We start from the raw sequence: 13,203 nt of genomic DNA on the forward strand, positions 1-13,203 counted from the left end.
GGGAGGCGGGGCGGGGTGGGATCAGACCACGGCGCCCAGCTTGAAGATGGGCAGGTACATGGCGATGACCAGGCCGCCGACCACGATGCCGAGGAAGGCCATGATCATCGGCTCGAGCAGGCTCGACATGGCATCGACCATGTTGTCGACCTCTTCCTCGTACATGTCGGCCACCTTGGCGAGCATGGTGTCGAGCGCGCCGGTCTCCTCGCCGATGGCGACCATCTGGATCACCATCACAGGGAAGAGGTTGGACTGTTGCATGCCGATGCGTAGCGGCGAGCCGGCCGCGACCAGGTCGCGCATGCTCATGACTGCGTCGCGGAACACGGCGTTGCCGGTCGCCCCGGCGGTCGGCGGCAGGGCCTCGACCAGCGGCACGCCGGCGGAGAACATGGTCGAAAGCGTGCGGGCGAAACGCGCGATCGCGGACTTTTCCATCAGCGGACCGAAGATCGGCAGCTTGAGGATCATCCGGTCGAGGAAATGGTTGAAACGATCCGAACGGCGCTTGACGAACACGAACAGGAAGATGGCTGCGCCAATGCCGCCGAATATCCAGTACCAGTACTCCCGGAACAGGTCGGACAGGCCGATGACGAACTGGGTGAAGGCGGGCAGGTCGGCACCGAAGCCCTGGAACAGCGACTCGAACTGCGGGATGACGAAGATCAGCAGGATCGCGGTGACGATGAAGGCGACCACCAGTACCGCGGTGGGATAGAACAGCGCCTTCTTGATCTTGCCCTTGAGGCTTTCGGTCTTTTCCTTGTAGGTGGCGACGCGTTCGAGCACCACCTCGAGTGCCCCGGACTGCTCGCCGGCACGCACGAGATTCACGAACAGCTCGTCGAAGTGCTTGCGATGCCGATCCAGCGCGTCGGCGAGGTTGGTGCCGCTCTCGACGTCGTTCTTCACCTCGTTGATGAGGTCTTTCATCGCCTTCTTTTCGGCACTCTGGGCGATGATGTCCAGTGCCTGCACGATCGGCAGGCCGGCGGTCATCATGGTCGCCAGCTGCCGGGCGAAGGTAGCGATGTCGCGCGGCTGGACCGGCTTGGAGTTGGAAAACAGCGGCTTGGACTTGCGCTTGATCCGGATCAGGGTCATGCCCAGTCGGCGGATCTCGGCGCGCACGGCGGTGTCGTTGAACGCCGCCATCTCACCCTTGATCACCCGGCCTTCCTTCGTGCGAGCCTCGTAGACGAAGACGGGCTTTTCGGTTGTCTTGTGCTTGCTTGCCGCAATGGCCATATTGCTCTCTCCCTTGATCCCGGCCGCCTTCAGTCCTTGGTGACGCGGTTGATTTCCTCGAGGCTGGTCACGCCGGCGAGCACCTTTTTCAGGCCCGAGCGCCGCAGGTCGGGGATCCCTTCCCTGTGCGCCTGGTCGGCGATGTCGATCGCGTTGCCGCCTTCCATGATGATCCGCCCCATCGCCTCGGAGACCGGCATGACCTGGTAGATGCCGACCCGGCCCTTGTAGCCATTGGTGCACTGGTCGCACCCGACGGCCTTGAAGATCTTCGGTGAAGCGGCGAGGTCTTCCTCGGTGAACCCCTCGCGGCGCAGCTCCTCGTCGGGGATGCTCTCCTTGGTGCGGCAATTATTGCACAGCCGTCGCGCCAGGCGCTGTGCGATGATCAGGCTCACCGACGAGGCGATGTTGTAGGCCGGCACGCCCATGTTGACCATGCGCGTGAGTGTCTGCGGCGCGTCGTTGGTGTGCAGGGTCGAGAGCACCAGGTGGCCGGTCTGTGCCGCCTTGATCGCGATCTCGGCCGTTTCCAGGTCGCGGATCTCGCCCACCATGATCACGTCGGGATCCTGGCGCAGGAAGGCGCGCAGGGCGTTGGCGAAGGTCAGGCCCACCTTGGGATTGACGTTGACCTGGTTGATGCCCGGCACGACGATTTCCGCCGGGTCCTCGGCGGTCGAGATGTTGCGATCGCCGCTGTTGAGAATGTTCAGGCCGGTGTAGAGCGAGACCGTCTTGCCCGAGCCCGTCGGGCCCGTGACCAGGATCATGCCGTAGGGCTTGTCGAGCGCGTCCATGTAGAGCGCCTTCTGCTCGGGCTCGTAGCCGAGCTGGTCGATGCCGAGTTGCGCGCTGGTCGGGTCGAGGATACGCAGCACCACCTTTTCCCCGAACAGGGTGGGGCAGGTGTTGACCCGGAAGTCGATCGAGCGATTCTTGGACAGCTTGAGTTTTATCCGTCCGTCCTGCGGAATACGACGCTCGGAGATATCCATCCGGCTCATCACCTTGACGCGCGCGATGATGCGATCGGCCAGGCTGGCCGGCGGCTTGGCGCTCTCGGTGAGCATGCCGTCGATCCGGAAGCGGATGCGGAACTGTTTCTCGTAGGGCTCGATGTGGATGTCGGAGGCGCCCTTGCGGATGGCGTCGGTCAACATTTTGGTGACGAACTTGACCACCACGTCGTCCTGGATGGAGGCATCCTCGACGTCGTGCGCCTCGTCCTCCCCACGCTCGAACTCGACGTTCGACAGGTCGTCGTCGAGTTCCTCGCCCAGCGCCTCCATGCTGTCGTTGAGGGCTTCCTGGAGCAGGTGGGCGATCTTGGGCGCCTCGGCGACCACCGCCTCGATCGCCATGTTGGTCGAGAAGCGGAAGCCGTCGATCGCGCCGGTATCGGAAGGGTCGGCCACGGCCACGGTCAGGCGTCGGCCGCGCTTGAACAGCGGCAGCGCCATGTTGGCCTGCAGGACCTTCTCGGGGACCAGCTTCAGCGGCAGGTCGGTGGTGTCGATGGCGTCGAGATCGACCAGCGGCAGGCCGAAGCGCTTGGAGGCGACCGCCGCGATGGTCCCGGGGGAAACCCCCTCGGCGAGGATGATGTTGAGCAGCGTGTCCTCGCTGCCTTCGGCCTTGGATTGAATGGCCTTGGCCTGGTCGGGAGACAGGGCCTCCTCCCTGACCAGGGCGCTGAGCAGTCCGTTGACGGGGGGTGCGCTCATCGATCCGCCTGTGCGTTGTCGCGTCCGTGTTCTCTGCCCCGGGGACGGGGTGCATGGGAGCTAAGCATGCCCGCTTGGCCGGCTCCTGACAAGGGACGCCGGGTGGTCTGGCCGCCTTTCAATCGGCGGCGTTCGACTCGATCCGGGTCTCGAGTTCGGCAACCCGGGCGCGCAGGCGCTCGTTTTCCTCGCGCATGCGCACGAGCTCGGTGACGTCGCGCTGAATGCCGATGAAGTAGGTGAGGTGGTCGTCTTCGTTGAAGACCGGGGTGATCGACAGTTCGTTCCAGAACAGGCTGCCGTCCTTGCGGTAGTTGCGCAGCACCACGCGCGTCGCCTCGCCGCGGCGGATCGCGTCCCGGACCTCGGCCAGCGGAGCCTGATCGCGATCGCCGGCCTGGAGGAAGCGGCAGTCCTGGTAGAGGATCTCGTCCTCAAGGTAGCCGGTAAGCTCCTCGAACGCCTGGTTGGCGTAGATCAGGATATTGTCCGAGCCTTCCTGCTCGGCAATCACGATACCGTCCGTCGAGGCATTGACCGCCTTTTTCAGCAGATTCGCATCCAGCGTCAAGGTCTGGATCTCCTGTTTTGCGTTGGGGCAACGCATTGTGACACAGACGCCGCGATGTCCACAGGCGGGGCAGTCCGCTTAGGGAAGGTCTGCACGAATGCCATGCCACTCTGGCATTCGTGCAGACCTTCCTTAGTGACGGGTCAGCTGGGGCGGTGACGGCTCCGGCCGGCCGAGCGCCTCGGCGACCTGTTCACGGCAGTGCTGAATGTCTTCCTCTACCAGCCGGCGCCAGCGCTGCATGAAGTCGACTGCCTGGTCGCCGTCATCGGGTTCGAGTAGCGGAAGTCGGCACCAGAAAACTTGCGCGCCGGCCGAGCGTCCGACGGGGTTCTCGGGAGGCGCGGTGTCGAGGCGAATCCAGGCGCGCGCCCCCCAGCGGCGGGCCATCTGCGTGCGTTGCGATTCGGTCAGGCCGGTCGGCAAGAGGCGGACGTGGAAACGATCGTCGTGCAGGGCGGTGAACAGTCGAAGCCCACCCGCCGAGAACGGCTGGCCGCGGACGAGGTTGTCGATCACGACTACCGGTTCGGAGGTGTGGCCTGGCCGGTCGGCAACCCACTCCGCGCGGCCCTTGATGTACTCGGCCAGCCAGATCAGGCCCAGGTCGCGATCCGGCCAGGCGGTGCGGGCCTCGAGCTGAGCGAGCGCCTCGATCAGCACCTCGCGCAGGTAGTCCTCCGGGGTGAGCCACATCAGGGCGGTCACCTCGGCGGCGCGCAACTCGGCCGGGTCGAGGTCGATCGCCGCGCGCATCACCCGGTCGAGCAGCGAGCGGGGGGGGGGCGTGGTCGGTGCCTCCGGGGCGGGCGTGGCCTCGCGCTGTTCCCGGCTTGACTCGGTATCGCCCTGCTTGAGCAGCAAGGCGATCTGGGCGAAGCCCATGCCGCTCTCGGCCAGTTCCTGAATGCGCTTGATGGTGCGGATGTCCGCCTGACTGTACAGCCGGTGTCCGGCCGGCGTGCGCGTCGGGCGAATCAGGTCGTAACGACGTTCCCAGGCGCGCAGGGTGATCGGATTGACCCCGGTGATCTGCGAGACCGAGCGAATCGGCAGCAAGGCCTGACGGTCGGTTTCGGTCGGGCTGGATTCGGTCGTGGACACGGGCCACCTGCGGCGCAATGGGTGTTGTATAACTTGTGCATCGATATTGTAGCAGCCTTCGACTACGCTCGCGTCAAACGATTCGTGCCAGCGGGCGGTGGTTGTCGCCGTGACCGGGCCGCATCCTCACGAGACGAAACGATATGACCCGAGCGAAGGCGAAGAGAGAACGAACGTATTGGCTGGTGGGTGCCAGTTCCGGGATCGGGGCCTCGCTGACCGACCGCCTGATCGCGCGCGGGCACCGGGTCGCGATCTCGGCCCGTCGCCGGGAACCGCTCGACGAGCGAGCCAGCCTCGATCCGGGGCGCGTGCTGGCACTGCCTGCCGACGTGACTGAGCCGGAATCCTTGCGCCGTGCCTACCGCGAGCTGGTCGCGCAGTGGGGCGTGCCCGACTCGGTGATCCTCAACGCCGGCGACTACGAGCCGATGGGGCTGGCGGATTTCGATCCGGGATTGTTCGAGCGATTGATGCGCATAAACTTCCTCGGTGCGGTCAACGGTATCGACACGGTGCGTGAGGACTTCGTTTCCCGGGGTGCCGGCGAGATCGTGCTCACCGCAAGTGTCGCCGGCTACCGTGGCCTGCCCTACGCCGCCCCCTACGGCGCGAGCAAGGCGGCGATCATCAATCTGGCCGAATCACTGCGTCCCGAGTTCGACAGGGCGGGGGTGGCGATCCGGGTCATCAACCCCGGTTTCGTGCGCACGCGGCTGACTGACAAGAATGATTTCGCGATGCCCGGGCGGATCGAGCCCGAACAGGCCGCCGCACTGATCGCCCGGGGCCTGGATCGTTGCGGCTTCGAGATCCTGGCTCCGCGAGGTTTCGGTTGGGTGATGAAGGGAATTCGCCTGCTTCCCTACGCCCTGTATTTCAGGGTGACCCGCCGCATGCTCAGGGAGCCGAAGGCATGAGCGTGCCGGGGCGTGGCTTGAGTCTCGTGGCCGCCCTCGAGCGATACGTCGGGGTGATGGAGGAGTTGCGGGTCGATGGTCTCGACGCGTTGGCGACCGTCTACGCCGCCGACGCGCGCTTCGTCGACCCCTTCAACGAGGTGCGCGGTATCGAGGCGATCCAAGCGGTGTTCGCCCACGGTTTTTCGCAGTGCCCGGGGATGCGGTTCGCGGTGCGGGCCCGGGCGGTGGATGGCGATCGGGCCCTGTTGCGCTGGCGGATGTACTGCGATGCCGCCGCGCAGGAGGTATCGATCGAGGGCATGTCGGAGCTCGTGCTGGGCGCCGACGGTCTGGTGGTCGAGCATGTCGACTACTGGGACCCGGCCGGCCAGCTCTACGAGCGAGTGCCGCTGCTCGGCTGGCTGATGCGTCGGATCAGGCATCGCCTGGCCGCGCCGTCGGCCCGTGCCGCTGAGTGATTTCGTCGTCGGGCGCGTCGATCACCCCGGCCGGCCCCCGGTAGTCCTCCCAGGCGGGATCGGTCTCGTAAATGGGCGGGGCGACGCCGTTGGGGGGCTCGTCGGTCTGCGTTGACTCGGGCTCGTCATCGTTCGTGCGCGGATCGAGCGCGAGGCCCGCCGCCGAGGTGCGGTGGGTGAAGACGTAGTCGCCGCGCTCGTCATCCGGGACGGGCTCATCGATCAGGATCCGCCAGAAGACCAGCGCAATCATGGTCAGCAAGGCCGCCAGGACGAACAGCGGAAAGCCGACCGCGCCGAACCAGCCCATGGCCAGACCGCTGATCACCGGGCCGACCGCCGAGCCGGCCCCGTTGACCATCAGCAACCCCCGGGTGCCCTCAAGGACCTGGTCGCTCGACAACCGGTCGTTGGTCTGCGCCACGCTGATCGCGTAAAGCGAGAAGGAGAACCCGCCGAAGGCCAGCGCCAGTGCGAACAGGCCCCATCCCGGGAACCAGTGCTGCAGGGCGAGCAGCACCGAGAAGGCCCCGCCGATCGCCGAGATCACGATCAGCACGTAGCGCCGGTCGCGCCCGTCGGACAATCGCCCGATCGGCCATTGCAACAGCCCCCCCCCGACGATGATCGCGGCGACAAAGGTAGCCACCTGGGTGTCCGGCAGGCCGACCCGATTGGCGTAGACAGCCGCCATGCCGTAGATGGTGCCGGTGATCACGCCGGACATGGCCGCACCGATCACGCCCGTGGGTGCCAGTCGGAACAGCTCGCGGATCGGCAGGCGGGTGGTCTCCATCGGTGGCGGCTGGGTCACGCGGGTCAGCGCGACGGGCACGAGCCCCAGCGAGAACAGCAGGCCGACGATGGCGAAGGTGGAAACGTCCGCCGGCCCGTAGATGCCGATCAGGAACTGGCCCGCGCCGTAGGCGAACAGGCTGACCATCATGTAGATGCCGAACACCTGACCACGGTGCGTGGTCACCTTCTCGTTGATCCAGCTCTCGATCACCATGTAGAGGCCCAGCAGGGTCACCCCGTTGATCAGCCGCAGGACGACCCAGAACCACGGTTCGACCCACAGGCCGTGCAGGATGGCGGCGGCCGAGGAGATCGCGGCCAGGGCGGCGAAGGTGCGGATGTGGCCCACCCGGCGGATGATGGCCGGGATGGTGAGCGTGCCGAGCACGTAGCCGATGTAGAAGGCCGACATGACCAGGCCGATGGTGCCGTCGGAGAAGTCTTCCTCGGCGGCTCGCAGGCCGAGCAGGGTGGCGAGCAGACCCGATCCGGCCAGCAGCACGCCCATGCCGGCGAGCAGCGACTGAACGGAAAACACCGTACTAAGCATGGCCCGGTCCCGTGACGGGGTTGGCGGGGCGCGGGATCATTTGCCGCCCTTCGGTTTCCGGGCGCTCGAGCAATCGATGGCGAACAGGGTCTCGTCCTCCAGCCGCAGGGCGGTCAGCTGATGCCCCCACATGCAGCCCTGGTCGATGCCCCAGGTATTGGCGCGCGCCTTGGCCGGGCCCAGTGTCGACCAGTGACCGAAGACGATCCGTTGGCCGGCCATCGCCCGGCCGGGCAGGGCGAACCAGGGTGTCAGGGTCGGGTCGGCCTCGGCCGGGGGGCGCTTCTCCGCGAAATCGAGCCGGCCATCGGCGTGGCAGTAGCGCATGCGGGTGAACACGTTGATCGCGAATCGCTGCCGGTCGATCGGGGTCGTGCCGTCGTCGGGGTGATCGCTCCGGTTGCCGAAGACCTCGGCGAAGAAGGCCCGCGGCTCGTCGGCCTGCATGGCCGCCTCGGTCTCGCGCGCCGCCGCCACGGCCGTGGCCAGGTCCCAGGCCGGGTGAATGCCGGCGTGCACGAGGGTCCAGTCAAGCGCCGGATCATGGTGCAGCAGCGGTTGCCGGCGCAGCCAGTCGATCAGCTCGTCGCGGTCCGCGGCGTTCAGTATCGGTTCGAGTGTGTCGCGCCCCCGGGTCACCCGCGTGCCGAAATGACACCCCAGCAGGTGGATGTCGTGATTGCCCAGCACGGTGATGGCGAGATCGCCCAGCCCGCGCACGAACCGCAGCGCCTCTAGCGACTGCGGGCCGCGATTGACGAGATCGCCGACAAACCAGAGGCGGTCGGTCGCGGGGTCGAAATCGATCCGTTCGAGCAGGGCCTCGAGTGGGTCGAGGCAGCCTTGCAGGTCGCCGATTGCGTAGGTGGCCATGAAGCGGGCAGGTTCCGTCGCGTGGAAAGTACAAAGGGGCAATGCTAGCACCCGACAGCGCCCGGCGATGGGCGCGGTATGGCATTCGTGCAGAGGTTCCCTGGGCGGGGCGGAATTACTGGATGCTGCGGAAGACCGCCGGGGCGATCAGGTCGAAGGTCGGGATCGTCACACGGAACACATCGCCGCGGTCGCTGACAAAACCGTAATCGCCCCACATCCGGCCGGCCGGCGACTCGATCACGGCGCCGGAACGATAGGAGAACCGTTCCCCGGGCGGGATGCGCGGCTGCTCGCCGACCACACCTTCGCCGCGCACCTCCTTGAGGCAGCCGTTGCCGTGGTCGATCACCCAGTGGCGGTCGGTCAGCGTGACTGCCTGGTCGCCACCGTTGTCGATCACGACCTCGTAGCCGAAGGCGAACCGGCCCGCGGCGGTGTCGCTGTGTTCGGGCACGAACACCGCTCGAGGACGGATGCGGATCGCTTCGGCCAGTGGCGAGGCGGTGAGCATCAGGGTGTCCCGGCCGCAGCATGGTCGACGAACCAGTGGGTGGGGCGTTCGGCTGCGAGTCGCTCGGCCGGCAGGTCGCTGCGTCCCTCGCGTATTCGCCCGATCGCGCGGCGCTTGTCCGCGCCCACCACCAGGAAGACCACGTCGCGGGCGGCTTCGAATACCGGGAAGGTGAGTGTCAGGCGGTGGCCATGGAGCTTGGCCACCGGGTTGACCACCACCAGCCGCTCGCGTTCGTCGAGTGCCGGGGTATCCGGGAACAGCGAAGCGAAGTGGCCGTCGCTTCCCAGCCCCAGCAGGGCGATGTCGAAGCGCGGCACGTGACCGGCCGTCCAGCGTCGCAGGATCGCCTCGTAGGTGTCGGCATCCCGCTCGGGGTCACGTTGGTGGTCGGATACCATCGGAAAGGTGCGGTTTGGCTGGATGCCCAGCGGCTCGAACAGCGCCAGGCGTGCCATGCGGAAGTTGCTGTCGGGGTGTTCCAGCGGGACGTTGCGCTCGTCGCCGAAGTAGAACTCCACCGAGTGCCAGTCCAGTGCATCGCGGTAGCGGGTCGCGAGTTGCTGGTAGAGCCGGCGCGGTGTTCCCCCGCCCGCCAGCGCGATCCGCGCGACCCCCCGGGCGCGTACCGCCGCGTTCAGGCGCTCGACCAGGAAGTCGGCGCAGGCGGCAAAGGCCGCCTCGGCGTGGGGGTGGGCGTGGATGTCGGCGGTGGCGGACATGGCCGTTGTTTCCTGCAATGGGTGGAATTGCTGCCTGAGGCAGGGCCGCCCGATTGGCGCCGCCTGCGTCGGCTAGGCCGGGTCGAGTCGCCGGGCCAGCGCCAGGAAGTCGGGGATGTCCAGTGCCTGGGCCCGCAGTGACGGGTCGATCCCCGACGCCTCAATTGTTGACGCTGACATCAGGGGTTTCAAGTTGTTGCGCAGGGTCTTGCGCCGCTGGGCGAAGGCCGCCGTCACCAGGCGTTCGAAGCGGGCCTGTTCGTCCGGCGGCACCAGCGGCTCGAGCCGGGGGGTGATCCGGATCACGCTCGAGTCGACCTTCGGCGGCGGATTGAAGGACTCGGGCGGCACGTCGAACAGGTGCTCGACCTCGGCATGCATGGCGGTGAGCACGCTCAGTCGGCCGTAGGCCGAATCGTTGGGCGCGGCGGCCAGTCGGTTGCCGACCTCGCGCTGGACCATGAACACCATCTGTTCGATGCGATCGGCCTGCTGCAGGAAGCGGCTGATCAGCGCGGTGGCGATGTTGTAGGGCAGGTTGCCGACCAGGGTCAGCGGCGGGGCGAGACCCTGGTCCCGGCAGAGCGTGTCGAGATCGAGGCGCAGGGCATCCTGCCCCACCAGTTCGACCTGCCGCCCGACGCCCTCGGCATCCAGCTTGACGCGCAGGTGGCGGATGACGTCACGATCGAGCTCGATCGCCACCACGCGATTGCCGCGCCGGGCCAGTGGCACGGTCAGGGCGCCGAGCCCCGGGCCGATCTCGACGATGTCGGCACCGGGCGGGACCGCGCCGAGGATGCGGTCGATCACGCCATGGTCGACCAGGAAGTTCTGGCCGAAGCGCTTGCGCGCGCGGTGACCGTCCTGGATGCCCTTGGTCGGGTGGCTCGATGAAGCCACGGTCAGGCCGCTGCCCGCTGGCTGATCTCGGCGGCCAGCGCGATCGCCGCGGCCAGCGAGCCGTGTTCGGCGCGCCCGCTACCGGCAAGATCCAGGGCCGTGCCGTGATCGACCGAGGTGCGGACGATCGGCAGCCCCAGCGTGACGTTCACCGCCCGACCGAAACCGGCGTACTTGAGCACCGGCAGGCCCTGGTCGTGGTACATGGCGAGCACGGCATCGGCGCCGTCGAGGTGGCGCGGCGTGAACAGCGTGTCGGCAGGCAGCGGGCCGATCGCCTGGATGCCGCGTTCGCGCATGGTCTCGAGGGTCGGGCCGATCACGCGGATCTCCTCGTCACCCAGGTGGCCCGACTCGCCGGCGTGCGGGTTCAACCCCGCGACCAGCAGCCGCGGTTGTGGCTTGCCCAGCCAGTCGACCATGGCCTGATGCAGCGTCTCGATCACCGTGGCGAGCGTCTCGCCGGTGATCGCCGTCGGAACCCGGGCCAGCGGCAGATGGGTGGTGGCCAGGGCCACGCGCAGGGAGCCGGCGACCAGCATCATCACCGGCGTGCCGCCAACCCGGTCGGCCAGGTACTCGGTGTGCCCGGTGAAGGGGATCCCGGCGTCGTTGATCGCCCCCTTGTGCAACGGGGCGGTGACCATCGCGGCATAGCGGCCGTCGTGGCAGCCGTCGGCGGCGTGATCGAGCATGTCCAGCACGTGCCGTGCATTGCCGGGATCGAGCCGGCCGGCGGTGACCGGCCGCGGTGCAGGCAGATGGTGGAAGCGAAAGCCCGGGTCGGGCGCGGTCGCGTCATTGGCCGTCGGCCAGTCGAAGGGCAGGCCGAGTGCCTCGGCGCGGTCGGCAAAGACGTGCCGGTCGCCGAGGACGACCAGTTCGCCGGGGGGCGTGAAGGCATCGTCCGCGGCCAGCGCCAGCAGCAGGTCCGGCCCGATCCCGGCCGGTTCGCCGCTACTGACGACCAAGCGCACGCTGGCCACTGGCGTCGTTGACGGTGCCGGTCAGACGGTTCTCGATGTAGGCCTCCGAGCGCAGGCGGCGGATGTACTTGGTCAGTTCCTCGTCCGCGCGGCGCTCGCCGATGGCGTTGCGCGCCTGCTCGCGCAGGTCCTCGCCGGCGACTTCCCGCTGGCGCTGGTCGTTGACCCGCAGGAAGTGGAAGCCGAACTGGCTCTCGAAGACGGGGCTGAGTTCGCCGGTCTCGACCGATGCCAGCGCCTCGGCGAAGGCCGGCACCATGTCCTCGGGGCTCACCCAGCCGAGATCGCCACCGCGCTGGGCCGAGCCCTGGTCGTCGGAGAACTCGCGTGCGATGTCCGCGAAGGAGGCCTCGCCGCTGGCCACCTGCTCGCGCAGCTGCTCGGCCAGTTCGCGGGTGGTCTCGGGGTCGCGGTTCTCGCCGGGGCGCAGCAGCACGTGCTCGGCCCGATACTGGGTGACAGAGGCCGAGCCGGTGGCGGTGCGGGTGTCTCTGACCTTCACGATGTGAAAGCCGTTCGGGCTGCGGATGATCTCGCTGACCTCGCCGGTCTCGAGGTCCTGCACCGCGGGCAGGAACAGCGACGGGATGCGCGCCGGCTCGCGCCAGCCGAGATCGCCGCCCTCGTCGGCGTTGAGCGCATCGGAACGTTCGGCCGAGATGCGGGCGAAGTCCTCTCCCTCGCGCAGCGCCTTGCGGATCGCCTCGGCGCGCTCACGGGCCGATTCGATCGCGTCGGGCGAGGCGTTTTCCGGCACGGAGACCAGGATCTGGGCCAGCCGGTACTCGGTCTGTTCGGCCGACGCGCCGGTGCGCTGCTCGATGTAGGCGTCGATGTCGCGGTCGGAGACGTTGATCTGGCTGTAGACCTCGCGTTTCTGCAGCTCCTCGAGCAGCATCTGCTCGCGGATGCCGTCCCGGAACTCGGCCCAGTCCTGACCCTGGCCGACCACCGCCTCACGCAGCTGGGAAAGGTTCATGCCGTTGCGTTGGGCGATGCCGTTGAGGGCCTGGTTCAGGCGGGTGTCGTCGATCTGGATGCCGATCTTTTCGGCCCGCTCGAGCATGGTCGCCTCGGTGATCATGCGGTCGAGCACCCGTTCGGCCAGACGCTGCTGATCGGCCTGGCTCATGTTGGCGAGATCGACCTGCCCCCCCAGCTGGGCGATCTCGGCGCGCAGTTTCTGCTGGGTGATGACGCGGTCATCGACCACGGCCACGATGCTGTCCATCGGCTGGAACCCGCTCATGCCCGGATTCTCTTGGTCGTCGCCGCCGGTCGTCTGGGCGACGGCCTGGGCAGGGAGGCCCGGCACGACGAAGCTCATCAGCAGGGTGGCCAGCACGGCCAGCGGTCGACGCGCGTGGCGATGGGTCGGGGCGTGCGAAACAGGCATGAATCTACTCGCGGTTGCAGCGTTGAAATGATGGATGTCGCGGGCGGCGCCACCCGCGCCACCCCGGTCGGAGCGATCATAACGCATCCGGGCGCCGCGGGCCGATGCCCCCCGACGGTGTCGGGCCTCAGGGATCGAAGCCGAGGATGTCGTCGCGGAACTGGTTGCCGCCGATGCCGCCCAGCCCCTTGAGCTCGATCTGGAAGACCACGGCGTTGGAGTACTCGGCGTCGTCGCCCAGGTCGGCGCCGACATCCGGTCGGACAATGTAGCGCTTCAGCCCCAGTCTTGCCGACCAGCAGCACGATTCGTAGCCCACGCCGAGCAGGGACTGGACCACTTGCTCGGATTCGAAGTCGTAGCCGACCCGGCCGAGCATCGACCAGCGCCGCGAGAGCGGCCAGGCAAACGACACGTCGCCCTG

13 protein-coding genes and 1 pseudogene are annotated in these 13,203 nt (G+C 67.6%); 2 read left to right on the plus strand and 12 right to left on the minus strand.

From position 1 onward, the window contains the following. Nucleotides 1-21: 21 nt before the first annotated feature. The 4 genes from ACLFRM_RS04265 to ACLFRM_RS04280 all read right to left on the minus strand — a co-directional run bounded on the left by ACLFRM_RS04265 (nucleotide 22) and on the right by ACLFRM_RS04280 (nucleotide 4,656). Entirely contained in the window at nucleotides 22-1,254 is a 1,233-nt protein-coding gene (locus ACLFRM_RS04265; RefSeq protein ID WP_410754479.1) for a type II secretion system F family protein, read from the minus strand. A gap of 29 nt (nucleotides 1,255-1,283) precedes the next feature. Further along, nucleotides 1,284-2,981 (minus strand): type IV-A pilus assembly ATPase PilB, encoded by a 1,698-nt coding sequence (gene pilB / locus ACLFRM_RS04270; RefSeq protein ID WP_410754480.1) that lies wholly within the window; start codon nucleotides 2,979-2,981, stop codon nucleotides 1,284-1,286. Nucleotides 2,982-3,099: 118 nt separating this feature from the next. Beyond that, nucleotides 3,100-3,588 (minus strand): PAS domain-containing protein, encoded by a 489-nt coding sequence (locus ACLFRM_RS04275; protein ID WP_410754481.1) that lies wholly within the window; start codon nucleotides 3,586-3,588, stop codon nucleotides 3,100-3,102. 96 nt (nucleotides 3,589-3,684) lie between these two features. Beyond that, a complete protein-coding gene (locus ACLFRM_RS04280) occupies nucleotides 3,685-4,656 on the minus strand; it encodes a MerR family transcriptional regulator (protein WP_410754482.1) in 972 nt (323 codons plus the stop codon). Between the two features lie 143 nt (nucleotides 4,657-4,799). On the opposite strand from ACLFRM_RS04280, the gene ACLFRM_RS04285 reads away from it, so the two are divergent. Then, nucleotides 4,800-5,576: an SDR family NAD(P)-dependent oxidoreductase gene (locus tag ACLFRM_RS04285; RefSeq protein ID WP_410754483.1), complete on the plus strand. Its 777-nt coding sequence runs from the start codon at nucleotides 4,800-4,802 to the stop codon at nucleotides 5,574-5,576. Further along, nucleotides 5,573-6,037 (plus strand): nuclear transport factor 2 family protein, encoded by a 465-nt coding sequence (locus tag ACLFRM_RS04290; protein WP_410754484.1) that lies wholly within the window; start codon nucleotides 5,573-5,575, stop codon nucleotides 6,035-6,037. The genes ACLFRM_RS04285 and ACLFRM_RS04290 overlap by 4 nt, the downstream gene beginning before the upstream one ends. Here ACLFRM_RS04290 and ACLFRM_RS04295 read toward each other — a convergent pair. The 8 genes and pseudogenes from ACLFRM_RS04295 to ACLFRM_RS04330 all read right to left on the minus strand — a co-directional run. After that, nucleotides 5,994-7,385: an MFS transporter gene (locus ACLFRM_RS04295; RefSeq protein WP_410754485.1), complete on the minus strand. Its 1,392-nt coding sequence runs from the start codon at nucleotides 7,383-7,385 to the stop codon at nucleotides 5,994-5,996. The genes ACLFRM_RS04290 and ACLFRM_RS04295 overlap by 44 nt on opposite strands. A gap of 36 nt (nucleotides 7,386-7,421) precedes the next feature. After that, the gene (locus tag ACLFRM_RS04300) at nucleotides 7,422-8,258 is read right to left on the minus strand and encodes a symmetrical bis(5'-nucleosyl)-tetraphosphatase (RefSeq protein ID WP_410754486.1); all 837 of its coding nucleotides are present in this window, start codon (nucleotides 8,256-8,258) and stop codon (nucleotides 7,422-7,424) included. Nucleotides 8,259-8,373: 115 nt separating this feature from the next. Continuing rightward, on the minus strand, nucleotides 8,374-8,772 hold the full coding sequence (gene apaG / locus ACLFRM_RS04305; RefSeq protein ID WP_410754487.1) for a Co2+/Mg2+ efflux protein ApaG: 399 nt from the start codon (nucleotides 8,770-8,772) through the stop codon (nucleotides 8,374-8,376). Then, nucleotides 8,772-9,494: a 6-phosphogluconolactonase gene (gene pgl / locus ACLFRM_RS04310; protein ID WP_410754488.1), complete on the minus strand. Its 723-nt coding sequence runs from the start codon at nucleotides 9,492-9,494 to the stop codon at nucleotides 8,772-8,774. The genes apaG and pgl overlap by 1 nt, the downstream gene beginning before the upstream one ends. Nucleotides 9,495-9,566: 72 nt before the next feature. Beyond that, on the minus strand, nucleotides 9,567-10,397 hold the full coding sequence (gene rsmA / locus ACLFRM_RS04315) for a 16S rRNA (adenine(1518)-N(6)/adenine(1519)-N(6))-dimethyltransferase RsmA (protein ID WP_410754489.1): 831 nt from the start codon (nucleotides 10,395-10,397) through the stop codon (nucleotides 9,567-9,569). A 2-nt stretch (nucleotides 10,398-10,399) separates the two neighbouring features. After that, a complete protein-coding gene (gene pdxA, locus ACLFRM_RS04320; RefSeq protein ID WP_410754490.1) occupies nucleotides 10,400-11,374 on the minus strand; it encodes a 4-hydroxythreonine-4-phosphate dehydrogenase PdxA in 975 nt (324 codons plus the stop codon). Beyond that, a complete protein-coding gene (locus ACLFRM_RS04325; protein WP_410754491.1) occupies nucleotides 11,355-12,779 on the minus strand; it encodes a peptidylprolyl isomerase in 1,425 nt (474 codons plus the stop codon). Before ACLFRM_RS04325 ends, pdxA begins: the two co-directional genes overlap by 20 nt. A 127-nt stretch (nucleotides 12,780-12,906) precedes the next feature. Further along, nucleotides 12,907-13,203: pseudogene (locus ACLFRM_RS04330) on the minus strand (LPS-assembly protein LptD); the annotation flags it as partial.

Origin of the sequence: Guyparkeria sp. (assembly GCF_046540515.1) — a bacterium.
Classification (GTDB): Bacteria; Pseudomonadota; Gammaproteobacteria; order Halothiobacillales; family Halothiobacillaceae; genus Guyparkeria.

What these genes read in the sequence shown, in the direction of transcription:
- ACLFRM_RS04265 (WP_410754479.1), bottom strand. Translation starts at nt 1,254, where the DNA reads ATGGCCATTGCGGCAAGCAAGCACAAGACAACCGAAAAGCCCGTCTTC.
- pilB (WP_410754480.1), bottom strand. Translation starts at nt 2,981, where the DNA reads ATGAGCGCACCCCCCGTCAACGGACTGCTCAGCGCCCTGGTCAGGGAG.
- ACLFRM_RS04275 (WP_410754481.1), bottom strand. Translation starts at nt 3,588, where the DNA reads ATGCGTTGCCCCAACGCAAAACAGGAGATCCAGACCTTGACGCTGGAT.
- ACLFRM_RS04285 (WP_410754483.1), top strand. Translation starts at nt 4,800, where the DNA reads ATGACCCGAGCGAAGGCGAAGAGAGAACGAACGTATTGGCTGGTGGGT.
- ACLFRM_RS04290 (WP_410754484.1), top strand. Translation starts at nt 5,573, where the DNA reads ATGAGCGTGCCGGGGCGTGGCTTGAGTCTCGTGGCCGCCCTCGAGCGA.
- ACLFRM_RS04295 (WP_410754485.1), bottom strand. Translation starts at nt 7,385, where the DNA reads ATGCTTAGTACGGTGTTTTCCGTTCAGTCGCTGCTCGCCGGCATGGGC.
- ACLFRM_RS04300 (WP_410754486.1), bottom strand. Translation starts at nt 8,258, where the DNA reads ATGGCCACCTACGCAATCGGCGACCTGCAAGGCTGCCTCGACCCACTC.
- apaG (WP_410754487.1), bottom strand. Translation starts at nt 8,772, where the DNA reads ATGCTCACCGCCTCGCCACTGGCCGAAGCGATCCGCATCCGTCCTCGA.
- pgl (WP_410754488.1), bottom strand. Translation starts at nt 9,494, where the DNA reads ATGTCCGCCACCGCCGACATCCACGCCCACCCCCACGCCGAGGCGGCC.
- ACLFRM_RS04325 (WP_410754491.1), bottom strand. Translation starts at nt 12,779, where the DNA reads ATGCCTGTTTCGCACGCCCCGACCCATCGCCACGCGCGTCGACCGCTG.